Here is a 22,879-nt window from a genome sequence, read left to right as displayed (position 1 = left end):
GAACGGTGACGACTGACACTGAATACCCCCTGACAACGACACCGTACGCCGAACACACGGCCCGCCTGACCCGCGAACTCACCGCAGCGCTGACCACGCTCGACGACGATGCGGCTCTGGCGGGCCGCGTGCGCGAGGTAGCTGCGGAGCTGGCCCGGACCTCGGCGGCACCGCAGGACGTCACGGTCGACGATCCGTTCCCGCAGTCGGTCTACGTGTCCACGGGCATCAACCCGATCGCCTCGGCGCGCAATCCGATCGCCCCGCCCATGCCGATCCGCTACGAGGGCGATATCGCCGTGGGCGAGGCCTCCCTGCCCCTGCAGTACCAGGGCCCGCCGAACCGCGTGCACGGCGGGATCATCGCCGCCTGCTTCGACCAGGTCGCAGGTGCCGCGGCCCATGTGGGCGGGCGCCGCCCGTCCTACACCCGGGAGCTGACGATCACCTACGACGCCGCCACTCCCCTGAACACACCGCTGGTGTTCCGCGGCTGGATCGACCGCGAGGAGGGCCGCAAACGCTTTATGGCCGCCGAGGTCTCAGCCGGCGGGCAGATCACCGCCAGGGCCCACGGCCTGTGGATCGCACCGCGCGACCCAGCTGACTTCGGGAAGTAGGGACCGAGCCGATGGGCCGGGAACCCGAGGACCGGTGGTCCGCCTATGCCCCGCTCAGCGGGGAGGTCTTCAACGCCGGCGACCCGGATGGCTCCGCGACCGGCACGGAGGACGGCGAGGAGCCGGTGCTCGATGCGCAGGGGCGCAGAACGATCCGGTTCTTCGAGGAGTGGGGCCAGGATTCACCCTATTGGGAGACCGGCAACCCCCTCTACAACCTCGAGTCGGCCGACCTGGGACTGTCCGCGGAGTTGGGCCGTCTCTCGCATCGGCTCATGGAGTTCTGGACGGCGCACTACGATTTCGACGACACCGGCGACGCCGTATGGGACGCCGAGGCCAACCGCAATGAGTGGTGCCGCCGCGGCGATGCGGTGATCGAGCGCCTACGGCGCGAACTGGGCCCGGACTTCGTCGTCAGGGACGAGCGCTGGTCCTGAGCACGGGCCCCGCGCGAGAAGCGATATAGGCTGAACACCACTATGGAAGACCACGCCGTTCCCCTGCTCGACGATACGGACCTGCGGATCGTCGCCTGTCTGCGCGCATCCGGGCGGGCCACGGCAACGGAGATCGCCGAGGCCGCCGGCATCGAATACGCCACCGCGCGCCGGTGCCTGGCCCACCTCCTGGACTCCGACACCGTGCAGATCACCGCCCTGGTCGACCCCGCACTGCTGGACCAGTCAGTCGTGGGCTTCCTGTGGCTGCACTCGCGCGCACTGCATACGGACATCGGCGTGCGCCTGGCGGCCAAACACGGAGTGAACTGGGCGACCCTGACCATCGACGGGCGCACCGCCGTCGCCCAGATCAACTGCGCCACGCCCGCCGAATTCCTCACCCTGACCGATGAGATCCGCGCCTGGCCGGGCGTCGACGCACTGGAGTCGGCGATCGTCATGCGCTCCTATATCGGCCCGCGCTCGGCCAGCACCTTCCGGCTGCCCGGGACCTCGGCCACGGCCGAGCACTCCCCCACCCAGTGGCTGGGCGGCACCGCCTTGGAGGCGGTGGACGATACGGACCGGGAGATCCTGCACGTGCTGCGCGCCGATGGCCGCGCCACCCTGACCCAGATCGCCGAGGCCGTGGCCATTCCGCTGTCCACCGCCCGCCGCCGCGTCAACCGGCTGCTCAGCTCACCGGGCGTGCGCATGCAGTGCCGCGTCAAGCCCGCGGCCCTGGGCCTGGACTACTATGCAGGGGTCAGTATCCGGGTGCACCGCGACGCCGGCGGCCTGGCCCGCACCCTGGCGGTCCACCCGGCAACCTCCTGGGTGTCCGAGGTGACCGGCCCTGCCGCCGTGACCGTCGAGTTCCTGGCCGCGGACCAGGCGGAGATGACCCGCGCGATCGACGCGGTGCTGGCCGATGAGCGGGTCGCCGATGTGCGCGTCGACTACTACTCACAGAACGTCAAGGACACCGGCCTGTGGTGACCGCTGAAGCCCATCTCTAGACAGAGGTAGACAAATAACCTACCTTGAGAACATGAACACGATCAGCGTTGGCGAACTCCGCCAGAACCCCACACGGATGCTCGAAGCCGTGGAGGAAGGCGCCACCTACGACATCACGCGGCACGATCGCGTCGTCGGTCGCATTGTTCCCGCTACCGACGCTCTTCCTTTCGTTCCACCTAAGAGAACAGGTCCGGCCAAGACGCGCAGTATCCGCCCCGTCAAGCTCAAGACGGCCGCCGATATCGATGCCCTGATCGAGGACGCCAAGGGCCAGTGGTGAAGTACCTCTATCTCGATACCTCCGTCGCCCTCAGAATCCTCCTGGGGCATTCCCCCTCCGCAGCCGGCTGGTTCGATGACACCGCCGGCGCAGAGAACACGACGATCATCGCATCGCGCCTGCTCAGAACCGAAATGACACGGGTTCTTCGCCGTGAAGATCTACCGGTCGGCCATAGGGACGACGTTCTCGACCATGTAGGAACCATCCCCATGTCACCGGCTACATTCACCGCAGCGGAGTCGATCGTCCCCCACATCAAGACACTGGACGCCCTCCACCTCGGCGCTCTCATCCAGACCGGCCTCGATGCCATTGTTGCTACACACGACCACACGATGGCGGCAGTCGCAGAACAGCTGGGCTACGAAACCTACGACCCCGTACTCGAATGACTACCCGCCACTTGTAGGTGTAGCTTGAACGACCTCAGTGGTCGAGCATGTCGGCGGGCTTGCACCCGACCTGCGGCACTTCCTTCAGCTCCGGGTTCTCCCGGTAGATCTCGTCGAGCAAGGAGGTGTCGAACAGGTCCTCGCGCTTGATATCGCCGAACCCGGACTGGGCCAGCGAGTCCATGTTCTTCTCGATCTGTTCCTCGCTCATCGTGAACAGCCCGTTCTTACGGGTCTCATCGGTGACCATGATCTGCGAATCCGCGCACAGGATCTTCTTCTGCGCATCCGCATCGAGTCCCAGGTCCTTGCCGTAGGTGTGCAGGGCCTAGTCCGCGGCCTGGTCCGGATCTGCCAGGGCGTCGCGCCAACCGCGCACCTCGGCCTTCAGCGCCGCCTTGATCTGCGGCCGCTTGGTCTTCAGCGCATCGCCGGTGACCTCATAGCAGTACGTCATATTGTGGATCCCGAACTGGCTGACCAGATCGCGCCGGTAGTCGAAGCCGATGTTGTTCAGCGCCACCATGTACTCCGGCCCGAAGGCCAGCACCGCGTCGACCTCGCCGCCGGCCAGGGTCGTCGCATCACCCTGCCAGGGCACCACGGTCACGGACTTCGGGTCGATCTTATTGGCCTCGAAGATCGCCTGGATGACGGGCTGGTTCGCGTCCTGGACCGCGATCTTCTTGCCCACCAGGTCCTTGGCCCCTGCGATCCCGGAGTCGGCAGCGGAAATCACCGCGATCGGCGTCTCCTGGTACTGGCAGCCCACGATCGACAGCGGGGCGCCGGCCTTGATCGCCTGGGCGGCGTAGTCCGGCCCGTCGATGCCGTAGAGCGCATTGCCCTGCACCACGTCGCTGGCCACCGGGGGCGAGGCCTGGCCGCCCGACAGCAGCTCCACCTTGGAGAAGCCCTCGTCGGTGTAGTAGCCGTGTTGGTCGGCGAAGTAGGCACCGGCCGCGGTGATGTCCTTCTGCCAGGACAGCCGCACATAGAGTTCGCCGAATTCGCTGGTGTCGGCCACGGACCCGCAGCCGGTCAGGGCTACGACGCCCGCGGTGAGCAGAGCGCCCAGGGACAGGCCCCGACGCTTGGAGAAGATTTTCATACCAGCCTCCTGGACCGGCGGTAGGCGATTTCGATGAAATCGACCAGCGCATAGAGGATCACGGACGCGGCGGTGGCGAACACGACGCCGGACCACAGACCCGCGAAGTTGAACTTGGTGACGTCCTGAATGAAGGCGGCGCCCAGGCCGGTGCCGGTGGCCAGCCATTCGGCCATCAGCGCACCCATAATGGCGTTCGGCAGGGTCACCCGCAGAGCGGAGAACAGATACGGAATCGAGGCCGGCAGCACCACGAAGCGCGTCTGCGCACCGGACTTCCCACCCAGCGAGTCGACGATCCCCAGCAGCGCCTTGGGCGCGGTGGCCATGCCCTCGAGCATGATGAGGAAGGCCGGGAAGAACACGATGATCGCGACGATCACCGTCACCGCAGTGTAGGACCGGCCGATCGCGATGAACATGATCGGGGCGATCGCCACCAGGGGGGCTGCGCGCAGGATCATGGCGATCGGCATGATGAGGTCGGCGAACCAGCTCACGCGGGTGGCCAACAGGGCGCACAGGATCGCCAACACGATGCCGACGACGAACCCACCCCCGGCGTCGCCCAGGGTGATCCACAGATTGTGGAAGACCTCGGCCCGGCCGGCGGGGTCGGAGGAGAACAGGTAGCCGGCCACGTCCAGCGGGGACTTGCCGATCACCGGATTCATATCGGCCAGGCCGATGCCCACCCACCAGATCGCCACCAGCACGATGGCCGAACCGATGATGCCGAAGACGTTGACCCAGATCCGCTGATCGGGGCTGGACTGCACGAGCGTGATGTCCGCAGCCCAGCGCAGCAGGCGCTTGCCGATCCACGCGACGATCGCATACCCGATGCTCGAGACCAGCACCATGACGACGATGATGCCCCAGGCCCGGTCGATCTCCAGTTCCTTCTGGGCACGCACCAGGACAACGCCCAACCCGTTGTCCACCCGGCCCAGGTACTCACCGAAGATCGCACCCATCAGGGCACCGGGCACTGCCAGTTTCAAACCGGAGAACAGATTGGGCAGGGCGTACCACCAGCGCACGAAGCGCAGTTTCTGACCCTTCGACCCACCCAGGGAGTCGACGATCGACAGCGTGCCCTTATCGCTCATGGCCAGGCCGTCGATGACGTTGTTCAGGGTGATGAAGAGGACCGCGGCGGCCGACAGCACGACCATCGGGGTGCGCCCGTGCAGGGCGGTGACCAGAATCGGGCCGATCGCCACGATCGGCACACTGTAGGCGAAGAGCGCCAGCTGGGATACGAAGGGCCTGATCACGGGGAAGAACGCGGTGAGCGCCCCCAGCAGGATCGCCAGGCCGTTGCCCCAGACGAAGCCCTGGGCGGCCTCGCCCAGGGTGGCCAGCAGATTGCGGCCGTAGAAGTCCCAGCCGTCGGCGAACAGCCGGCTGAACACGGCGCCGGGTCCCGGAACCACCCCGCCGCGCGATTCGAAGGCCAGGGCGGTCAGCCACCAGACCACCACGACCAGCACCAGTACGCCCGCATAGCGGGTAGTGCGGACCAGGCGGGTCACTGTGCGTCCTCGCCGAACAGGATGTCGGAGATCTCGTCGACGACCCGGTGGAACTCGGGGCTGCGCAGGGTCTCGGCGGTGCGCGGACGCGGAATCGGGACCTCGTAGACTGCTGCGATCGTGCCGGGGCGCCCGCTCATCACGATGACGCGGTCACTGAGCAGCACGGCCTCGGGGATCGAGTGGGTGACCATCAGGGTGGTGGGTTGGGAGGCCAGCCAGATGTCCTGGAGTTCGAAGTTCATCCGCTGGCGGGTGACATCGTCCAGGGCGCCGAAGGGCTCGTCGAGCAGCAGCACCTCGGGGGTACGGACCAGGGCGCGCGCGATGCTGGCGCGCTGGCGCATGCCGCCGGAGAGCTGGCTGGGGTAGGCCTTGGCGAAATTGCTCAGGCCCACCAATTCCAACAGTTCGTCCACCCGGGGGTGTCCACGGTTTCCCTTGCGATCTTGTACGGCAGTTCCAGGTTCCCCCGCACCGTGCGCCAGGGCATCATCGCGGAATCCTGGAAGGCCACGCCCACCCGGTGGGCCCGGCGGACCGCGTCGGGGCTCTGCCCGTGGATCGTGGCGGTGCCGGAGAATTCCGTGTCCAGGCCACCGAGGACGCGCATCACGGTGGACTTACCGCAGCCCGATGGTCCGATGATGGACACGAAGTCGCCGCGGCTCATCGCGAAACTCACATCGGTCAGCGCTGTGACGTCGCCGGAGCGGGTGTGGAAGACCTTCTCCAGGTCATTCACCTGGACGCCGGGCGCATTGCCGCCCGGGCTGGTAGGTACAGGGGTGGGGCGGTCTGTCGCCATGAAGGACTCCGAAATCTCCGGTAAGAGGGTGCCGTGAAGGCGCGATGACTGGTGTTGCATAGCATATTTCGCCGTTGCTATCCTGGCAACTATTGAACGTCTTACCGGCTGAGCTGACAAACTCTTGCCATCGATACACATGTATTGGCATATTCCTAGGAGCCGCCCTGTGACCGCACCCAAAACCGTCGACACCATCGTCGAACACGCCTATATCGTCACCTTCGACGACGCCGGCACCGTCCTGGCGGACGGCTCGATCGCGATCGCAGACGGCGCGATCGCCGCTATCGGCGAAGCCGCTGACATCGCAGCCGCCTATACCGCCGCCGCGGTCATCGACGGACGCCACCGCCTGGCGATGCCGGGCCTGATCGACGCCCACACCCACATCGCACAGACCATGATGAAGGGCCTGTTCCCCGAACTGCAGCGCAAGGGCAAGCAGGAATGGCCGGTGTGGCGCCGCTACCTCATCCCCTTCGAGGCGAACCTGTCCGGTGAGGACATGGAGCTGTCCATGCAGCTCGCGGCGGCGAATATGCTGGCCCACGGCACCACCACCTTCTACGACGCCGGCGGCCCCCACCCGCACCACACGGCGCGCGCCGCCCTGGCCACCGGGATGCGCGGGATGATCGGCCGGTCCACTCTGGACGACTCCACCGAGATCCCCGAATCCATGCGGATGACCACCGACGAGGCGATCGAGGAGAACATCCGCCTGGTCGAGGACTACCCCGCCGGCGGCCTGATCACCGGATCCATGGCACTGCGCCAGATCATGAACTGTTCCCCGAGCTCATCACCACGATCCACGCCGAGGCCCTGGCCCGCGGCGCCAAGGTCCACTCCCACCTGTTGGAGGGCACCGACGAAATCGACTACGCGGTGGCCCGCTACGGCAAGCGCCCCATCGACTTCCTGATCGACCTCGGCGTGTTCGATGAGACCCTGCACGCCGCCCACGCCGTCTACGCGACCCCCTGGGACGTGCAGAAGTTCCGCGAGCACGGCCCCAGCGTGGCCCACTGCCGCAACAACTACAACTTCGGCACCCCGCGCGCCCTGGAATACTGGCGCGCAGGCGTCCCGATCGGTCTGGGCACCGACGGCGCCGCGACCAGCCAGGGGATGCTCGACATGTTCCGCATCGCGACGGGTGTGACCATGGGCCAGCAGTACACCTACGGCCCCGTGGTCCACGAACTCGACGCGATCGCCCCCGACGAGGCACTGCAGATGGCCACCCGCGGCGGCGCCGCCGCGCTGGGCATGGCCGGGCGGATCGGCCAGCTGACGGCCGAGGCCAGGGCCGATATCGTGCTGCTCGACCTCGACAGCGTCGACGCCTCGGTTTCGGTCACCCCGTTCAGCTACCTGGTCGATGGCGCGACCGGCCACGATGTCGATACCGTGTTGGTGGACGGGCGCACCGTCGTGTCCGCAGGCGAGGTCCTGACCGTGGACGTGGACCGCGTCGTGTCCGCCGCGCGCACCCGCCAGATCGAACTCGTCAACGACTTCAACGTCTTCTAAAGGAGCCCTCATGACCGATGAAATCCAGCCCTTCGACCTCGACGGCGGGCGCAGCCACCTGGTGCCCGAACTCATGGTCCTCGACATCGCCAAATCCCGGACCTTCTGGGTCGACCTGCTGCCCAGCGAGGTCGTCATGCACCGCGAGGCGCACGACTACCTGCGCATCGGCGAGGCCGAGATCATGATCTGTCAGGCCACCCGCCACTGGTCCACCGGCCCCTTCGATCCACCGCTGGGCCGCGGGATCAACTTCAAGATCTTCATCGACGACCCCGACGCGCTGCGCAATGAACTGGTGGCAGCCGGCTACCCGATCTTCGAGGACATGAGCGAGGAATGGCCCGTGCAGGACGGTCTGGCCCGCGGCTACCGCCAGTTCCTCGTGCAGGACCCCGACGGCTACCTGGTGCGCTTCGCCAAGAAGCTCGGTGTGCACCCCGAAGAGGAGGAGACCGCGCCCCCGGCCGACGCCGTTTTCGCCTCCGACACGGACGCCGTGGCAGCCGCGAACACCGAAGACCGCGCATGAGAGACTGACCACATGTACTTCTCCCCCGCTATCGCGGACATGCCGGCCTCCGGAATCCGCCGGATCGGCGAACTGGCCGCGGCCCGGCCCGGCACCATCACTCTGCAGGTCGGCGAACCGGATGCCGATACGCCGGCGAACATCAATGCGGCAGCCGCCAAGGCGATGGCCGATGGCCACACGCACTATGAGCCGAACGCCGGCATCGTGCCCCTGCGCAAGGCCCTGGCGCACAAGGTCACCACTGTCAACCGGGTGCCGGCCGACTGGTCGAACATCGTCGTGACCAATGGCGCGGTGGAGGGCCTGTTCACGGTCCTGGCCAGTGTCGCGCAGGCCGGGGACGCCGTCATGATCCCCGACCCCAGCTGGCCGAACTATTCGATGATGGCCAAGATCTTAGGTGTCACCGAACAGCTCTACCCGATGGATACGCACACCGGTGCGATCGACGTGGCGGTGCTCGAAGCGATGGTGACGCCGGAGACCAGGGCGATCATGATCAACTCGCCTTCGAACCCGCTGGGCACCCTGCTCAGCGCGGAGAATCTGCGTGAGATCTACGATTTCGCCGCGGCCCACGACCTGTGGATCCTCGCCGACGAGGTCTACGACCAGTTGGTCTTCAACGGCACCATGGTCTCCATGGGCCGGATCGAAGCCGAGGCGCTGGGCCTGTCCGACGAGCAGGTCCCCGCGGTCAGTCGCGTGATCAGCGTGTACTCCTTCTCCAAGACGTATGCGATGACCGGCTGGCGCGTGGGCTACCTGGTCGTGCCCGATGCGCTGACCGATGCGCTGACGAAGATCCAGGAGCCCGTGGTCTCCTGCGTCAACACCCCCGCCCAGTACGCGGCCCTGGAGGCCCTGACCGGCCCGCAGGACTTCGTGACCGAATCGCGTGCCCGCTACGGCGAGCGCGCCAAGCTGGCCGAACGTCTGTTCGCCGATGCAGGCATCGACGTCACCGCCCCGGACGGCGCCTTCTACCTGTGGGTGGACACGCACGGAGATGCCCAGGAGATCGCGGAGAAGCTCGTGATCGACCACGGCGTCGCGGTGGGTCCCGGACCGGCCTTCGGGCCCTCGGGCAAGAGCGCGATCCGCCTGGCCCTGGCCTCTTCGGAAGCGGACCTGACCGAGGGCATCCGGCGCATCATCAACTCCGGACTCATCGAATAATGGATCTGGGCGGCGAACTCTTCTCCGGGCCCCGGCAGTGGGACCGCTGGCCGGCCGGCGATGAGCTGGGCCGGGCGAATCTGCTCGACGCGGCCAACGTCCTGCGGGCGGCCTCGGCGATCCGCACAGGCAAGCGGTACTCGCTGGCGCTGGTGCTCAACTCGGCCGCCGGCGACGCCGTGCTCGAGGGCCGGCCGGCCACCGAGCACCGGATGCTGCGCGAGCACGCGGACTACGTGTCCGGGCACGTGGCCGAGGTGCCCGGCGGGATGCGCTCGACCGACGACACGATCATGCTGGCCTGCCACGGCACCACGCACATCGACGCACTGGGCCACGCCTACGCCGGGGACACGCTCTACGCCGGGGTGCCGGCTGAGTCCACCAATGGTGGGTTGGAGCATGCCGATACCGCCGCCGTTGCCGCCCGCGGCGTGGTGGGTCGCGCCGTGCTGGCCGACCTGCCCCGCTTCCGCGGCACCGAACGCGTGCCACGCGGTGAGCACATCACCATCGCCGAGGTGAAAGCCGCCCTGGCACACCAGGGCACCCGGGTGCAGGCCGCGGACACCCTGTTGATCCGCACCGGCACGGCGCCGTTCTTCTCGGTGGAGGAACCGGTGGACGAGCCGGGGCTCAGTTTCGAGCCGGAGCTGCTGGACTTCCTCGACGAATTCGATATCGCGGGCCTTGGCACGGACACCCTGTGCAATGAGCAGGCACATTCGTCGACAGTGGCAGCGGACTATCCGCTGCACGTGGTGCTGCAGCGTAATCTGGGGATCCTGTTCCACGAGGCCCTGTGGTTGGAGGACTGGGCTAACGACTGCGCCGCCGACGGTGTCTACGAGGCCTTCTACGTCGCAGCCCCCTGCGCCTGCGCCATGGGTCCGGTGGGCCCGTGAACCCGATCGTCATCAAATAATCCAAGCGTCAGGAGCATCATGTCAGCCGCCACCCCCAGCATCATCGCCTCCCTCGACGGACGCAGGATCGTCGCCGTGCTGCGTGCGTCTTCCGCCGATGCCTACCGTCCCGTCGTCGCCGCCCTGGTCGAATCCGGGGTCGAGGCGATCGAGCTGACGCTGACCACGCCTGGCACTCTTGAGGCCCTACCGGAACTGGTCGAGCAGTTCCCCGACGCCCTGCTGGGCGTGGGGACCGTGCGCACCGCCGAAAAGGCGAGCGCCGCGGCTGCCGGGGGTGCGAAGTTCGTGGTGGCGCCCAATCTCAATGAGTCCGTGGTCGCCGCAGCACACGCCGCGGGTGTGCCGGCCCTGCCGGGTGTGATGACCCCCAGCGAGGTCGCCCTGGCCCTGGAACTGGGCTGCGATGCCGTGAAGGTCTTCCCCGCCCAGACCCTGGGCGCGGGCTATTACAAGCATCTGCAGGGACCGTTCCCCGGACTCCAGGCAATCCCCTCGGGCGGCGTCGACCTGGCCGAGGCCCGGGCCTGGTTGGCGGCCGGGGCGCCGGCCGTGAGCGTGGGCGGTCCGCTGCTGGGAGACGTGTTCAAGGGTGGTTCGGTGGACGCACTGCGGGCCCGCACCGCCGAGTTCGTGGCGGCACTGAACGCATGATGGAGTTCCGGCACGTCGTCAGCATCGGCGAGACCATGGGCCTGATCCGGGCGGGGCAGGCCGGACGTCTGGCCCCCGGGTCCGCGCTGGTCGCGGGCATGGGTGGGGCCGAGTCGAACTTCGCGATCGCTCTGGCGCGCTTGGACCGGCCGGCCGCGTGGATCAGCCGGGTGGGTGACGACGACTTCGGCCGGCTCATCATGCGGGAGCTGCGCGCGGAATCGGTTTCCGCTGTTGTCGCCGAACCCTCTAAGGACGCGCCCACGGGTCTGATGGTCAAGACCACTCCCCTGCCGGGGCGGCAGTCGGTGACGTATTACCGGCAGGGTTCGGCGGCCTCGCGCATGACACCGGCCGATGTGCCGGACGATCTGATCTCCCAGGCAGGGGCCCTGCACATCACTGGCATCACCCTGGCGATCTCGGAATCGGCCAGGGACACGGCCTTCCATGCCGCGAGGGTGGCCCGTGCGGCCGGCGTGCCGGTGTCCTTCGATGTCAACCACCGCGGCAGACTCTGGACCGAGGATGACGCCCGGCCGGTCTACCGTGAGTTCGCTGCACTGGCCGATATCGTCTTCGCCGGGCCGGAGGAGGCCCGGCTGGTGTTGGGTTCCAAGGAGTCGGACATCGAGTGCCTGCTGCACGGCCTGGCAGAGCTGGGCTCGGGCCTGCCCGTGATCAAGGACGGGGCCAATGGCGCCCATGCGCTGGTGGACGGCACGTCGATCTTCCAACCCGCGGTGCCCGTGGCAGCGGTCGACACGGTGGGTGCAGGCGATGGCTTCGCCGCGGGCTTCATCGATGCCCGGCTGGACGGGTTGGACGCGGCCCGGTGCCTGGAGTTGGGCGCCCAGGTCGGCGCCTTCGCCTGTTTAAGCCACGGCGACTGGGAGGGCTACCCCACCCGCGCGGACCTGGCCGCCTTCACGACCGGGTCCGACGCGGTGAGTCGCTGAGACTTCTCATGGCGCCCAGACGCACAACCCGCAAACTGTAGTGTTCAACTTTCGCAAAATGACTGATCCAGTTTCCGCAAACTATAGTGTTTAACCTTCGTAAAGTGTAGCCTTAAGGTATGAACCAGTATCTGACGAGAGTCGCTGACGCGGAACTCACCCAACTAATGAAGTCGACGGGCGCCGTTCTCATCGAGGGCCCCAAAGCTTGCGGCAAGACCGCGACGGCCCGGCAGATCGCGGCGACAGAATTTGATATGGAAGCCGATGACGCTGCTCGTGCATCCGTGGACTTGAACACGGACTACCTATTCGATCGGCCCACGCCGATTCTGTTCGACGAGTGGCAGGTCGTACCCGCGTTGTGGAACCGGGTGAGACGTGCCGTTGACTCGGCCGGCCGTGAAAGGGGACGCTATCTACTGACAGGCTCCGCCACACCCCGCGATGATGTGAATAGGCATTCCGGCGCAGGTCGTTTCGGCGTACTGCGCATGCGACCCATGAGCCTGTTCGAGTCCGAGCACTCGAACGGCGAGGTATCCCTACGGGCATTGCTCGACGGCGAATCCCAGACCGGCCGGGACAACGGAATGACTATTCCGCAGCTCATGGAGCGCATCGTCGTTGGCGGATGGCCCGACCTGCTCGACGCCGACGAACCCAGCGCTCGCCGCTGGCTGACCGGTTACCTGCGGCAGATCGTCGAAGTTGATATCCCGGAGTTCGTTGGTAGGCGCGATCCACGTACGCTGACCCGCATACTGGCTTCGCTGGGCCGCTACGTGGGGCAGAGCCCGGCAATCACCGCAATCGGTGCGGACGCGGGCGGCGACCGCGGGCCCGTAGCGGCCTCGACACTGTATAGCCACTTGGACGCTTTGGAGCGGCTGCGACTGCTGGACAATTCCGAGGCATGGCAGCCGCACATGAGGTCCAGGACTCGGCTGCGGTCCAAACCGACTCGCTACTTTGTCGACCCGTCCATTGGGACGGCTGCACTTGGCGTGACGAGCCAGAACCTGCTCGACGATCTGAACGCCGCGGGCTTCCACTTCGAAGCCCTGTGCATTCGCGACCTACGTGTATATGCGCAAATGCTTGGCGGGCGCGTCGAGACCTGGCGCGACGAGTCGGGCAATGAAGTCGACGCGATCGTGACGCTGCCCGGTGGGCAGTGGGCGGGTATAGAGATCAAACTGAATCCGCGCGATGCCGATCGGGCAGCTGCCGGCCTCTTGAAATTTGCAGAACGCGTCGACACGAAGAAACAAGGGGACCCCGGCGCGCTCATCGTGCTGACGTCTGCCGGGGCGGCCGGCCGCCGGCCAGACGGTGTGCACGTCGTTCCGATCACGGCACTTGCGCCATAACTGGGAGGGCTACCCCACCCGCGAGGATCTGGCCGCCTTCGCCTCCGGGTCCGACGCGGTGAGTCGCTAGGGTTCCATGTATGACGAACGCACAGAGCCTTGAACCGGACTGGCAGCCCAACCGGCGGGATATCGATTGGACGTGCGATCCGGTACCCTCGGCGCCATACGAATTCCATCGTGGCCTGACCGGCTATGCGCCCACCGCCCTGGTCGATCTGCCGGAGCTGGCACAGGAGCTGGGCGTGGGCCGTGTCCTGGCAAAAGACGAGTCCAACCGATTCAGCCTGCCCGCGTTCAAAGCGCTGGGTGCATCATGGGCGCTGCATCGCGCCCTTGAGTCGCGCAGCGGCGACGCGCGGGACCGGGTCTCCGTGGTCACGGCCACCGATGGCAACCACGGCCGTGCGGTGGCGCACTTCGCCCGATTGGCAGGCCATCCATCCCGTATCTTCATCCCGGCAGGAGGCGTCCATCCCAGCGCGGTCATGGCCATCAGGGCAGAGGGCGCGGAGATCGTCGAGGTCGCGGGCAGCTACGACGACTGTGTGCGGGCCGCAGCGGCCTCGGCCTCCGAACAGGGCGATGTCCTGGTGCAGGACACCGCCTGGGACGACTACCGGGATGTGCCGACGTGGATCGTCGAGGGCTACACGACCATGTTCACAGAACTCGATGCACAGCTCGGGATCCTGGGTGCCGGTGAGCCGGATGCGGTGTTCGTGCCCACCGGAGTCGGCTCCCTCCTGCAAGCGGCGCTCGCACACTACCGCGCACGCGACGCGGTGCCGGGGACCGCTGTGATCGCCGTCGAACCGAGCGATGCGGCCTGCGTTGCGGCGAGCCTGCGTGTGGGTCGACCGGTTTCGGTCGATACGCCCGGGACCATCATGTCGGGGCTCAACTGCGGGACGCCGTCCTCGCTTGCCTGGCCATTCATTCATCACGGTTTGGACGCCGCGGTGGCCGTTGCAGACGCCGAGGCCGTGGCCGCCGGGCACCGACTCGCCGAGTTCGGGGTGGCGGCCGGACCCTGTGGCGCCGCGGCCCTGGCCGGAGCCCAACGTGCCCTACTCGGTGACGACGCCGCTGAGCGCCGCCGTCACCTGGGCGTGAACGCCACGAGCACGCTGGTGTTGACGATCACCGAGAGCATCGACGCGAACCCTCTCGACTAGCTCTCAAGCATCGCAAGCGCAGATCGTTCAACCACTCAGATGGCGAATTCCTCGACCACGCGGTTGTTCAGCAGCGGGATGATCTTGGCCTTGCCGATGGCCGCGAAGTGCTCGGACTCGCGGTGCACGGTGAACGCATCGGCATCGACATAGCGCTCCACGATGAGGATCTCGCCGGCGTTCGAGCCGGGGGCGTAGAAATCGTAGGACACATTGCCGGCCTCCCGACGGCTGGCCTCGGTCAGTTCGACCAGCAGTTCGAGCACCCGCGCCTCGTTGCCGGCGGCCGGGTAGTAGTGGGCCAGCGCTAGGAAATGCGCGGTCTGTCCGGCGGTCTTGTCATCGGTCATTGTGTCTCTCCTTCTTACGGGCTTACAGCCTGATGACGGAACTTACAGCGTGAAATCCCACAGCTCGCTCTGACTGGTCGACACCGCGAGTGCCCCAAGATCGAAGGCGCGGCGGATATCGTCCTCGGTGCGCACGAAACCGGCCACGATGAACGGCCCCAGCTGCTCCAGGAAATCCCTGTCCACGAACGGCACGACCGGCCAGGGCATGAGCTGGACGAAGTGCGCATGGCTGGCCTTCACGGTCGCCGCCGCCCTCTTCAGGTTCGACCGGTCGGTCACGAAGACCTTCTGCACGGCCAGCATCCCCATCCCCGCGGCCCGGGCCACGGTCTGGGAGTGCGTGGACACGACACCGGGCACGCCGACGCCCTTGAGATAGTCAAGGCCGTCGGCGTTGGCGGTCAGCCCGGCCACGGAATCGACGTTGAGCAGCGGCAGCGTCGGGGCCTCGGCCAGGCGCGAGAACACGTGGTCGAGGCGGGACAGGGGCAGGTTCGCGACGAAACTGAAACGCGTGGGAGCCGCACAGAACTCCTCCAGGCCGGCCTCGCCGAACAGCGTGCCGATCACCGGATTGTCGTGCAGGATCTGTTCCAGGGCCATCGCGCCCACCTCTATCCGCTTAGCCTCAACCGTGTAGGACTCTACTCAGAGCCCCAACTTACCCGGGTTCAGAATCCCCTTGGGATCCAGGGCCTTCTTCAGATCGGCCAGCACGGTGAAACCGGTGCCCAGCGAATCCGCGACATAGGGCGAGCGCAGCAGCCCGCAGCCGTGGTGGTGGCTGATCGAGGCGTTCTCCTCGATCAACACGCTGTTGACTGCCTGCCACACCTGGTCGTACCAGGCCTGGCGCTCATCGGGTTCGACGGTGCCGCGCAGCGAGAAGTACAGGCAGGCCCCGTCGACATAGGCGTGCGACTGGTGGGCCGAACCGGCATTGGTCCCGGGCACCGCGTTGATCGCGGCGACCACGCGCTCGTAGATGCCGGGCAGCTTCGACCAGGGCGCCACCATTTCCAGGGTGTCGGCAACGAAACCGGCGCTGGCCTTGAAGCCCTCGGCGGACTTGCCGGTCAGGTACCGGGTGTCCAGCCAGGTCTCCAGGATGGTGTCCTGGTCCAGCACCACGGCGTCCTTGCACACGTCTGCGACGACAGCCATGACCGCGTCGATGATGACGGGGTTGCCCTCATCGGCGATGAGCAGGACGTTGGTCTCCCCGTGTCCGAACTGCACACCGGATTCCAGTTCGTCGTACAGGCGCAGCACGGCGGGGTTGGCCCCGCGCTGCAGGATCTCGCGGCAGGCGTCCAGGCCGGCGGCGAAGCTCGGGAAGCCGAAGGCCAGGGCCTTCGTGTAGTCGGGCAGACGGTGCACCCGCAGGCTGATCGAGGTGATGACGCCCAGGGTGCCCTCGGAGCCGGTGAACACCTGGTTCAGGTCCGGTCCGACGGCCGCGCGCGGGCTGCCGCCGGTGGACACCAGGGTGCCATCGGCCAGCACGACGTCCAGGCCCACGACCATGTCCTCGATCTTGCCGTAGCGGGTGGACAGCTGTCCGGCGCCGCGGCAGGCGACCCAGCCGCCCACCGTGGAGATGCCGAAGGACGAGGGCCAGTTGCCGGCGGTGAAGCCGCGGTCCTGCAGCCACTGCTCGAAGATGTCGCCGAAGATGCCCGGCTGGACCGTGATGATCTGGCTCTCCTCGTCGAAGTCCAGCACCTGGTCCAGGGCCAGCACGTCGAGCACCACGCCGCCGGCGGCCGGCAGGGCCGAACCGGTGACATTGGAGCGGGCGGCAGAGGCGGTCACGGGCACGCCGGCCTCGTTCGCGGCCGCCAGCACGGCCTGGATTCCCTCCACGGAGGAAACCTTGACGATGACGGTGTCGGGGTACTGGCCACGGTGATCGGTTTCGGCGATCATCGTGCCGGCCCACCAGTCGCGCACGCCGGCGGTGACGGCAGCGGCCTCGGTGACGACCTCGGTCACGCCTGCCAGGCCGGCCAGGTTCTCGACGAAGCCGGCAGGCAGGGCCGAGGTCTGGAACCGGGCCGTGGTGGCCTCGGGTGCGGCTTCACGGGCGAACTTGGGCACGGTGTGCGCGCCCACGGTGTAGTCGCCGCGGTTGTACTTGCGTTTGAGAGCTTCCTTGCTGAGCATCAGGCATATTCCTTGTCGTTGACGTAGGTGTTCAGGGCGGTCTTCTCGGCTTCGATCCCGGTCAGGTAGTCGGCCAGCTGCGCATCGGCGCCGGCGCGGTCCGTCACGCCTTCGGCGACCAGCAGATCGGCCACTGCGGGGGCGGCCGCGGCCGAGGCGTCGCGGGCGTGCAGGCGGGCGCGCATCCGGCGGTCGAGCACATCGGAGATCGTCGTGGCCATCTCGCGGCGGATCGCGTAGACCGCCTCACCGGTGCGGTACGGCAGGCCCTCGACCAGCGGGGCCGAGGCGCCGGCCTCGTGCTCGATGATGTCGGCGACGAAGTGGCTCTCGTTGCCGTAGCGCTCACCCAGGTGGGCGACCAGGCCGCCGGTGGCGGTGGTGGACTGCGCATCGTAGCCGGCGCCGCCCAGCAGCGGCTGCTTGACGGTGCGGGTGCGCGCCTTGGAGTCCAGTACCTTGGCCACTGCGTCGATGGTCTGTTCGGCCATGTGGCGGCTGGTGGTCAGCTTGCCGCCGACCACGGTGACCAGGCCGTCGGAGTCGATGCGGATCTCGTGGTTGCGCTTGACGTCCACGGACTTCCCGCCCGGTGTGGCGGTCAGCGGGCGGGTGCCGGCGATGGAGCCGAGCACATCGTCGGCGTCCAGGTCCGTGTTCAGCGCCGTGCGGGTGCCCGAGATGAGGAAGTCGCGCTCATCGGCGGTGCAGTAGACGTTGTCCAGATCGCCCTGGTAGTCGTCGTCGGTCGTGCCCAGCAGCGCGATGTCGCCCCACCGGGTGATGGTGGCGCGGCGGGCGCGGCCGGGCACGGGGATCGTCACGGTGCAGTCGTTGCGGATCTTGGACCACGGCACCGCGATGTGCACGCCCTTGGCGGGGCGGATCGGGGGCACATCGGCGTCCGGGTGGGCGCCGTGCCAGTCGCGCAGCCAGGAGCCGGTGGCCATCACCACGGTCTTGGAGCGCACGCTGAGGCTGCGGCCGTCGGAGGTCTCGACCTCGACGCCGGAGATCTTGCCACCGGAGCGGCGGATGTCGGAGACCTTCGCGTGGTTGAGCACGGTCGCGCCGAAGTAGGCGGCGGTGCGCGCCACGGTCAGGGTCAGGCGGGCGTCGTCGACGCGCGCGTCGTAGTACATGAAGCCGTACTTCAGGCGCTCGGACTTGAAGGTCGGGCAGTGGGACAGCACCTCATTGGGCGCCAGCTTCTGGTGCAGGACGCCCTCGCGCCACCCACCGGCCAGGTCATAGGTCCACAGCAGGGCCTCGAAGCCGGCGGCCAGGCGCGGGTCGAACACGCCGTTGTCGGTGAGCACGGGGAACAGGAAGGGCAGGCGCTGGATCAGGTGCGGGGCGTTGTTGCGCAGGCGCTGGCGCTCCAGCAGGGAGTGGCGCACCAGCGGCAGATTCCCCTGTTCGATGTAGCGCAGGCCGCCGTGGACCATCTTCGAGGACTTCGACGAGGTGCCCGAGGCGAAGTCGTCCTTCTCGATCAGCGCGACCTTGAAACCGCGGGACGCCGCGTCCAGGGCCGCGTAGCTGCCCGTGATGCCGCCGCCGACGATGACCACGTCGTAGACGCTCGATTCCAGTTCGTCGAGCATTTCGCGCCGGCTGAAGCCCAGGGGGTTCTCCAGCACCATCTTCGCGCGCGCGTCGTTGACTTTTCTTCCCGGAAGCGAAACCATCCGAGTCTCCTTACTGTTCCTGTGAACTACCGGTCCGTAGAACCTGCGTAGACGGCTTGTGGAAAATTATGGGGCATCAGGCTGCGTCCAGGGCCGCGCGCTGGCGGTCCACGAAGGCCCGCCAGGAATCCGTGCGCTCGATCCGTTGGTCGTCCGTCAGCTGCGGTGTGAAGACCTGCGGGCGGCCCATGGCGGCCGCGGCGTCCGGCAGGGAGTCCCAGAACAGGCCCACCCCGGCCAAGAAGGACGTCCCGCGCAGAGTGGCCTTGTCCGTGTCCGGGTAGCGCAGCATCGGCACTCCGGTCAGGTCGGCCTGCATCTGCACGAGCGGATCGGACTGGCTCAGTCCCCCGCCCACGCACAGCCGATCGGGGCGGACACCTGCCACCGCGACGTTCGCGTCGACCGACTGGGCCACGCACTGCGCGATCCCCTCGAGCATGCCGACGGCCACCTCGCCACGGGTCGTGGACAGGTCCATCCCGGAAATCGAGGCGCGCACCCGCGTGTCGATCACCGGCAGCCGGATCCCCGTGAGCGCGGGCACGAAGCGGGGCGCGGTACCCGTCCACAGGGTCTCCCGGGAGGCCAGTTCGGTGATCTCCAGGGGGTCGACGAACATGCGCATCTCGCGGCACAGCCAGTTCAACGCGGACCCGGTGGCGGCGGTGAAGTTCTCCACCGCCGGCACCGTGGCGCCGGCCCGCCAGCCCACCGTGCCGGTCACGGCCTGGGGCACGGTGACGTCGAGTGCGGCGCGGCTCGCCAGGATCTGGTCGATGAAGCTGCCGGTGCCGTGGATGCAGGTGGATTGTCCGGCGTCGAAGCAGCCCAGGCCCAGGATCGCGCCGTGTTGGTCGCCCATCACGGCGCGGATCGGCAGTTCGGCACCCAGGATCTCCGGGGCGAGGCGGCCCAGCTCGGTCGCCCCGTCGTCGGTGATCTCCGGCAGCAGTTCGACGGGGAAGCCAAGGGCGGCGATCCAGTCGTGCAGGTACGCATCACGGCTCAGATCGTAGCCGCCGCAGGCGGCCAGATTGGTGGGCGTCGTGATGTACGTCCGACCGCCGGTGAGCTTCCAGGTCAGCCAGGTGTCGACCGTCCCGAACCGCAGGGTGCCGTGTTCCAGCGCCCGGGCCACCTCGGGTTCTGGCAGGCGTTCGGCTGCCCACAGGTACGGCGAGCGCACCCCGGCGGGTCGGCCCGTCGTCCGCCGCAGTTGAGCGTCCCAGTCACCGGCGTATTCCGCCAGCTTCTCGGCGTAGCGGGTGTCCTGCCAGACCATCGCGTGCCCGTAGGGCTGACCCGTCGCCGCATCCCACAGGCCCGAGGTGGCCCGCTGGGTGGCCACCGAGACGGCCACCGGCTCGATCCCCAGGTCGCGGGCGCGCGCATGGGCGTCCCGCAGCACCTCCAAGGTGACGTCCCACAGCAGTTCGAAGGACTGCTCGACGACGCCGGGAGCCGGATTGTGTGTTTCCAGCTGCCGGTAGGAGATGTAGGGGATGTCGCCGGATTCGGTGACGATGGCCGCGCGGGTGCCGGTCGTTCCCTCGTCGATGGCGAGGATGCCGCGCTGGGTCGGATTGCTTGACACGCTTGGTTCTTCCTATATCTTTCCGGGTTCTCCGTTACTCATGCGGTTGCGCTCATGCAGCGAACTGCGGAGCGTCCGTTTCCTCGTCCACGTTCGTCGCAGCCCGCGTCGGCTCCCACTTGATGACGGCGCAGATGATGAAGGCGGCCAGCGGGAAGACCGCGACGATGAGGAAGGTGGGACCGAGGCCCAGCGATTCCTTCAGCAGCGGGAAGACCAACAGGCCCAGGGCCGCACCCAGGGCGCCGATCGCGCCGATGAAGCCGTTGGCGGTGGCGCGGACCTCGGAGCGGAACGACAGGGACGACAGGGACTTGCCGTTGGCGGCCGGGCCGATCGAGTGGGCGAAGATGAACAGCGATGGCAGCACGAAGCCCAGCCACATCGGCAGCTTGTCATAGGCGAAGCCGAAGATCACCAGGATGACGAAGACGATCAGGAAGCCCCACTTCGAGGCGATGCGCTGGCCGATCTTGGTCGACAGCCAGGCCGAGGCGAAGCCACCGATGATACCGAAGACGTTGAACACCAGGGAGCCGACGGAGTTGAACACGAAGTCGCTGCCGAACAGGGCGACGGCGATGATCGGCAGGTACCAGCCGACGCCGAAGTACTGAATGGACTGGACCAGCTGCACGGTGGCGGCCAGGATGGTGCGCGGTAAGTAGGTGCCGCGGAAGATCAGTGCCAGATTCTTCAGGCCCTTGCTGGCCACGGGTGCGCCCTGTTCTTCCGGGGCGACCTCGCCCGCGACGAATTCTTCGCCGTAGGCCTTCGACATCGACTTGGCTGCTCCGGCCAGTTTGCCGCGGCGGGCCTGCCAGGTGGGCGATTCGACGAGGAACTTCCACTGCAGGACCAGCAGCACCAGGGAGACCAGGCCACACACGGCCAGCAGGTAGCGCCAGATGGAGTCACCGGTGCCCACCTGGTAGAAGATGATCGCCAGCACCAGGTTCAGCGACACCGCGGTGTACCAGATGCCCTGCCAGGTGTTCAGGCGTGCGGCGAAGCGCTTGGGGGTGAACTCGGCGAGCATCGCCATCGCAATGGCGAAGTCGATGCCATAGGCCATGCCGACGAAGACGCGGCCCACCGCGACCTGGAACACACCGGCGGCGGTGAAGGCCAGGACCGAGCCGAGAACAGCGAAGATCTTCGCTGCGATCAGCGGGGGGACGCGGCCAATCCGATCGGCGACGGCGCCGCCGATCGGGTTGAACAGCAGCGCGACCCATGAGGACAGCGATGTCAGCAGGGCGACCTGGCCCGCGGACAGGCTCAGGTCCTTGGTCATGGGGCTCAGGCCCGCGCTCATCGCCGAATTGGCCAGGGCCTCTAGGAATAGACCGCCCAGCAGCAACCACCAGATGATGCCGGCGCGTCCCCGGATCCCGGGGCGCGCATCGATGTAGTCGGCAACGTCGCCGACTCCGCGGATGACAACCGCCATAGTGTGACCTCCTTGTCGTGGACCTCCACAGGGCCGGACAAGGAATGAGGATGAGGGTTGAAAAAAGGGCAGCATCCGACCACTGGTAGGAGGTCTAAGATTCTTGCCCTACGGATCGCAACTATAGGGCATAGTTAGGGGATGCTCAACCCTACCCGCGCCGAGTTCCTCACCGGCCAGTTCGGTCCGCCGGATCACACGATCCTGCACATCTCCGATACCCACATCACCGCAGCCGGGCCATTACTGGGTCGCATCGACCCGCTGGCGAACCTGGCCGGGCTACTCGCACGGGTCCAACGCTCCTCGATCTCACCCGATGTCCTGCTGTTCACCGGGGACCTGACCGATGCCGGGGAACCCGCCGCCTATGCCCGACTGCGCTCCCTGGTCGAACCAGTGGCGCAATCGCTCGGGGCGCAGGTGCTGTGGCTGATGGGCAACCACGATTCCCGTTCGGCCCTGCGCCGCGGACTTCTCGATCTACCCGGCACCGAGGCACCCCTGGACCGCGTGCATATGCTCGGCGGGCTGCGCCTCGTCGCCCTGGACACCTCGGTGCCCGGCGAGGACTACGGGGAGTTGTCCGCGGCCCAACTGGACTGGCTGGCGAGTGTTCTAGCCGAGCCGGCCCCCGAGGGCACCGTACTGGCCATGCACCATCCGCCCCTGCCCAGCCCCCTGGGCGTGGGAGCCTCGATCGAACTGCACGATATCGCCGGGCTGGAACGGGTGGTGGCGGGCACCGATGTGCGCGCAGTGCTGGCCGGGCACCTGCACTATGCCACGACCTCGACCTTCGCCGGATCGATTCCCGTGTCCGTGGCCGCTGCGACCTGCTATACCGAGGACCTGCAGGTGGTCTTCCCCTATGCCAACGGGGTCGACGGCGGGCAGAGCTACAACCTGGTCCACGTCTATCCCGACCGGCTGTTGCACTCGGTGGTACCGCTGGGCGCCTTCGCCACGGTCATGGAATTCACGGAGGCGGATTTGCGGGAGGCCACGGAGGGCTGAGCGGTGCCAGTCATACGATTCAATGAGACAAACATCGGAAA

The 22,879-nt window shown here is 67.3% G+C and carries 26 protein-coding genes; 15 read left to right on the top strand and 11 right to left on the bottom strand.

Annotated features, from left to right (window positions below):
- Nucleotides 1–5: 5 nt before the first annotated feature.
- From NQ034_RS16405 to NQ034_RS07930, 5 genes are read left to right on the top strand one after another with little or no spacing between them, the layout of a single operon-like run.
- Nucleotides 6–620, top strand: a complete 615-nt coding sequence (locus NQ034_RS16405) for a PaaI family thioesterase (RefSeq protein ID WP_257048141.1) — start codon at nt 6–8, stop codon at nt 618–620.
- 11 nt (nt 621–631) lie between these two features.
- Nucleotides 632–1,060 carry an immunity protein CdiI family protein gene (locus NQ034_RS07945; protein ID WP_257048140.1) on the top strand — a complete coding sequence of 143 codons (429 nt, stop codon included), beginning with the start codon at nt 632–634 and terminating at the stop codon, nt 1,058–1,060.
- A 42-nt stretch (nt 1,061–1,102) separates the two neighbouring features.
- Nucleotides 1,103–2,062: an Lrp/AsnC family transcriptional regulator gene (locus NQ034_RS07940; protein ID WP_257048138.1), complete on the top strand. Its 960-nt coding sequence runs from the start codon at nt 1,103–1,105 to the stop codon at nt 2,060–2,062.
- 52 nt (nt 2,063–2,114) lie between these two features.
- Nucleotides 2,115–2,366 (top strand): type II toxin-antitoxin system Phd/YefM family antitoxin, encoded by a 252-nt coding sequence (locus NQ034_RS07935; RefSeq protein ID WP_257048137.1) that lies wholly within the window; start codon nt 2,115–2,117, stop codon nt 2,364–2,366.
- A complete protein-coding gene (locus NQ034_RS07930; RefSeq protein WP_257048136.1) occupies nt 2,360–2,761 on the top strand; it encodes a PIN domain-containing protein in 402 nt (133 codons plus the stop codon). Before NQ034_RS07935 ends, NQ034_RS07930 begins: the two co-directional genes overlap by 7 nt.
- 34 nt (nt 2,762–2,795) lie before the next feature.
- On the opposite strand, the gene NQ034_RS07925 is transcribed toward NQ034_RS07930, so the two are convergent.
- The 5 genes from NQ034_RS07925 to NQ034_RS07905 all read right to left on the bottom strand — a co-directional run bounded on the left by NQ034_RS07925 (nt 2,796) and on the right by NQ034_RS07905 (nt 6,218).
- The gene (locus NQ034_RS07925) at nt 2,796–3,011 is read right to left on the bottom strand and encodes a hypothetical protein (RefSeq protein ID WP_257048134.1); all 216 of its coding nucleotides are present in this window, start codon (nt 3,009–3,011) and stop codon (nt 2,796–2,798) included.
- 78 nt (nt 3,012–3,089) lie between these two features.
- Nucleotides 3,090–3,872, bottom strand: a complete 783-nt coding sequence (locus NQ034_RS07920) for an ABC transporter substrate-binding protein (RefSeq protein WP_257048133.1) — start codon at nt 3,870–3,872, stop codon at nt 3,090–3,092.
- Nucleotides 3,869–5,410: an ABC transporter permease gene (locus NQ034_RS07915; RefSeq protein ID WP_257048132.1), complete on the bottom strand. Its 1,542-nt coding sequence runs from the start codon at nt 5,408–5,410 to the stop codon at nt 3,869–3,871. The genes NQ034_RS07920 and NQ034_RS07915 overlap by 4 nt, the downstream gene beginning before the upstream one ends.
- On the bottom strand, nt 5,407–5,829 hold the full coding sequence (locus NQ034_RS07910) for an ABC transporter ATP-binding protein (protein ID WP_257048131.1): 423 nt from the start codon (nt 5,827–5,829) through the stop codon (nt 5,407–5,409). Before NQ034_RS07910 ends, NQ034_RS07915 begins: the two co-directional genes overlap by 4 nt.
- Complete coding sequence (locus tag NQ034_RS07905) at nt 5,799–6,218, bottom strand: ATP-binding cassette domain-containing protein (RefSeq protein WP_257048130.1); 420 nt, start codon at nt 6,216–6,218, stop codon at nt 5,799–5,801. Before NQ034_RS07905 ends, NQ034_RS07910 begins: the two co-directional genes overlap by 31 nt.
- A 169-nt stretch (nt 6,219–6,387) precedes the next feature.
- On the opposite strand from NQ034_RS07905, the gene NQ034_RS16205 reads away from it, so the two are divergent.
- The 9 genes from NQ034_RS16205 to NQ034_RS07865 all read left to right on the top strand — a co-directional run bounded on the left by NQ034_RS16205 (nt 6,388) and on the right by NQ034_RS07865 (nt 14,561).
- Entirely contained in the window at nt 6,388–7,146 is a 759-nt protein-coding gene (locus NQ034_RS16205) for an amidohydrolase family protein (protein WP_373567198.1), read from the top strand.
- On the top strand, nt 7,032–7,757 hold the full coding sequence (locus tag NQ034_RS16200; protein ID WP_373567199.1) for an amidohydrolase family protein: 726 nt from the start codon (nt 7,032–7,034) through the stop codon (nt 7,755–7,757). Before NQ034_RS16205 ends, NQ034_RS16200 begins: the two co-directional genes overlap by 115 nt.
- A gap of 10 nt (nt 7,758–7,767) precedes the next feature.
- Nucleotides 7,768–8,289: a VOC family protein gene (locus NQ034_RS07895; RefSeq protein WP_257048129.1), complete on the top strand. Its 522-nt coding sequence runs from the start codon at nt 7,768–7,770 to the stop codon at nt 8,287–8,289.
- Nucleotides 8,290–8,301: 12 nt separating this feature from the next.
- Nucleotides 8,302–9,471: a pyridoxal phosphate-dependent aminotransferase gene (locus tag NQ034_RS07890; protein WP_257048127.1), complete on the top strand. Its 1,170-nt coding sequence runs from the start codon at nt 8,302–8,304 to the stop codon at nt 9,469–9,471.
- On the top strand, nt 9,471–10,376 hold the full coding sequence (locus NQ034_RS07885) for a cyclase family protein (RefSeq protein WP_257048126.1): 906 nt from the start codon (nt 9,471–9,473) through the stop codon (nt 10,374–10,376). The genes NQ034_RS07890 and NQ034_RS07885 overlap by 1 nt, the downstream gene beginning before the upstream one ends.
- 39 nt (nt 10,377–10,415) lie before the next feature.
- Nucleotides 10,416–11,051 carry a bifunctional 4-hydroxy-2-oxoglutarate aldolase/2-dehydro-3-deoxy-phosphogluconate aldolase gene (locus tag NQ034_RS07880; protein WP_257048125.1) on the top strand — a complete coding sequence of 212 codons (636 nt, stop codon included), beginning with the start codon at nt 10,416–10,418 and terminating at the stop codon, nt 11,049–11,051.
- Nucleotides 11,048–12,010 carry a sugar kinase gene (locus NQ034_RS07875; RefSeq protein ID WP_257048124.1) on the top strand — a complete coding sequence of 321 codons (963 nt, stop codon included), beginning with the start codon at nt 11,048–11,050 and terminating at the stop codon, nt 12,008–12,010. Before NQ034_RS07880 ends, NQ034_RS07875 begins: the two co-directional genes overlap by 4 nt.
- A 119-nt stretch (nt 12,011–12,129) precedes the next feature.
- Nucleotides 12,130–13,383 carry an ATP-binding protein gene (locus NQ034_RS07870; protein ID WP_257048123.1) on the top strand — a complete coding sequence of 418 codons (1,254 nt, stop codon included), beginning with the start codon at nt 12,130–12,132 and terminating at the stop codon, nt 13,381–13,383.
- An 80-nt stretch (nt 13,384–13,463) separates the two neighbouring features.
- Nucleotides 13,464–14,561 carry a pyridoxal-phosphate dependent enzyme gene (locus NQ034_RS07865; protein ID WP_257048122.1) on the top strand — a complete coding sequence of 366 codons (1,098 nt, stop codon included), beginning with the start codon at nt 13,464–13,466 and terminating at the stop codon, nt 14,559–14,561.
- A gap of 35 nt (nt 14,562–14,596) precedes the next feature.
- Here the strand turns inward: NQ034_RS07865 and NQ034_RS07860 are convergent, their stop codons facing one another.
- The 6 genes from NQ034_RS07860 to NQ034_RS07835 all read right to left on the bottom strand — a co-directional run bounded on the left by NQ034_RS07860 (nt 14,597) and on the right by NQ034_RS07835 (nt 21,821).
- On the bottom strand, nt 14,597–14,911 hold the full coding sequence (locus NQ034_RS07860) for a putative quinol monooxygenase (protein WP_257048121.1): 315 nt from the start codon (nt 14,909–14,911) through the stop codon (nt 14,597–14,599).
- A gap of 42 nt (nt 14,912–14,953) precedes the next feature.
- Nucleotides 14,954–15,517 carry a glycerol-3-phosphate responsive antiterminator gene (locus NQ034_RS07855; protein ID WP_257048120.1) on the bottom strand — a complete coding sequence of 188 codons (564 nt, stop codon included), beginning with the start codon at nt 15,515–15,517 and terminating at the stop codon, nt 14,954–14,956.
- A 45-nt stretch (nt 15,518–15,562) separates the two neighbouring features.
- On the bottom strand, nt 15,563–17,080 hold the full coding sequence (locus NQ034_RS07850; RefSeq protein WP_257048119.1) for an FAD-binding oxidoreductase: 1,518 nt from the start codon (nt 17,078–17,080) through the stop codon (nt 15,563–15,565).
- Nucleotides 17,080–18,771, bottom strand: a complete 1,692-nt coding sequence (locus NQ034_RS07845) for a glycerol-3-phosphate dehydrogenase/oxidase (RefSeq protein WP_257048118.1) — start codon at nt 18,769–18,771, stop codon at nt 17,080–17,082. Before NQ034_RS07845 ends, NQ034_RS07850 begins: the two co-directional genes overlap by 1 nt.
- A gap of 76 nt (nt 18,772–18,847) precedes the next feature.
- Nucleotides 18,848–20,368: an FGGY family carbohydrate kinase gene (locus NQ034_RS16400; protein ID WP_257048117.1), complete on the bottom strand. Its 1,521-nt coding sequence runs from the start codon at nt 20,366–20,368 to the stop codon at nt 18,848–18,850.
- A gap of 52 nt (nt 20,369–20,420) precedes the next feature.
- Entirely contained in the window at nt 20,421–21,821 is a 1,401-nt protein-coding gene (locus NQ034_RS07835; RefSeq protein WP_257048115.1) for an MFS transporter, read from the bottom strand.
- A 141-nt stretch (nt 21,822–21,962) separates the two neighbouring features.
- On the opposite strand from NQ034_RS07835, the gene NQ034_RS07830 reads away from it, so the two are divergent.
- On the top strand, nt 21,963–22,838 hold the full coding sequence (locus NQ034_RS07830) for a phosphodiesterase (protein ID WP_257048113.1): 876 nt from the start codon (nt 21,963–21,965) through the stop codon (nt 22,836–22,838).
- Nucleotides 22,839–22,879 lie beyond the last annotated feature (41 nt).

Source organism: Brevibacterium moorei (genome assembly GCF_024580735.1).
Classification (GTDB): Bacteria; Actinomycetota; Actinomycetes; order Actinomycetales; family Brevibacteriaceae; genus Brevibacterium; species Brevibacterium moorei.
This window is presented reverse-complemented; position numbering and strand designations above follow the sequence as displayed.

Excerpts from the sequence above, each read along its gene's own strand:
- NQ034_RS07945 (WP_257048140.1), top strand. The coding sequence starts at position 632 with ATGGGCCGGGAACCCGAGGACCGGTGGTCCGCCTATGCCCCGCTCAGC.
- NQ034_RS07940 (WP_257048138.1), top strand. The coding sequence starts at position 1,103 with ATGGAAGACCACGCCGTTCCCCTGCTCGACGATACGGACCTGCGGATC.
- NQ034_RS07935 (WP_257048137.1), top strand. The coding sequence starts at position 2,115 with ATGAACACGATCAGCGTTGGCGAACTCCGCCAGAACCCCACACGGATG.
- NQ034_RS07925 (WP_257048134.1), bottom strand. The coding sequence starts at position 3,011 with ATGGTCACCGATGAGACCCGTAAGAACGGGCTGTTCACGATGAGCGAG.
- NQ034_RS07920 (WP_257048133.1), bottom strand. The coding sequence starts at position 3,872 with ATGAAAATCTTCTCCAAGCGTCGGGGCCTGTCCCTGGGCGCTCTGCTC.
- NQ034_RS07905 (WP_257048130.1), bottom strand. The coding sequence starts at position 6,218 with ATGGCGACAGACCGCCCCACCCCTGTACCTACCAGCCCGGGCGGCAAT.
- NQ034_RS07895 (WP_257048129.1), top strand. The coding sequence starts at position 7,768 with ATGACCGATGAAATCCAGCCCTTCGACCTCGACGGCGGGCGCAGCCAC.
- NQ034_RS07890 (WP_257048127.1), top strand. The coding sequence starts at position 8,302 with ATGTACTTCTCCCCCGCTATCGCGGACATGCCGGCCTCCGGAATCCGC.
- NQ034_RS07885 (WP_257048126.1), top strand. The coding sequence starts at position 9,471 with ATGGATCTGGGCGGCGAACTCTTCTCCGGGCCCCGGCAGTGGGACCGC.
- NQ034_RS07880 (WP_257048125.1), top strand. The coding sequence starts at position 10,416 with ATGTCAGCCGCCACCCCCAGCATCATCGCCTCCCTCGACGGACGCAGG.
- NQ034_RS07875 (WP_257048124.1), top strand. The coding sequence starts at position 11,048 with ATGATGGAGTTCCGGCACGTCGTCAGCATCGGCGAGACCATGGGCCTG.
- NQ034_RS07870 (WP_257048123.1), top strand. The coding sequence starts at position 12,130 with ATGAACCAGTATCTGACGAGAGTCGCTGACGCGGAACTCACCCAACTA.
- NQ034_RS07865 (WP_257048122.1), top strand. The coding sequence starts at position 13,464 with ATGACGAACGCACAGAGCCTTGAACCGGACTGGCAGCCCAACCGGCGG.
- NQ034_RS07860 (WP_257048121.1), bottom strand. The coding sequence starts at position 14,911 with ATGACCGATGACAAGACCGCCGGACAGACCGCGCATTTCCTAGCGCTG.
- NQ034_RS07855 (WP_257048120.1), bottom strand. The coding sequence starts at position 15,517 with ATGGCCCTGGAACAGATCCTGCACGACAATCCGGTGATCGGCACGCTG.
- NQ034_RS07850 (WP_257048119.1), bottom strand. The coding sequence starts at position 17,080 with ATGCTCAGCAAGGAAGCTCTCAAACGCAAGTACAACCGCGGCGACTAC.
- NQ034_RS07845 (WP_257048118.1), bottom strand. The coding sequence starts at position 18,771 with ATGGTTTCGCTTCCGGGAAGAAAAGTCAACGACGCGCGCGCGAAGATG.
- NQ034_RS07835 (WP_257048115.1), bottom strand. The coding sequence starts at position 21,821 with ATGGCGGTTGTCATCCGCGGAGTCGGCGACGTTGCCGACTACATCGAT.
- NQ034_RS07830 (WP_257048113.1), top strand. The coding sequence starts at position 21,963 with ATGCTCAACCCTACCCGCGCCGAGTTCCTCACCGGCCAGTTCGGTCCG.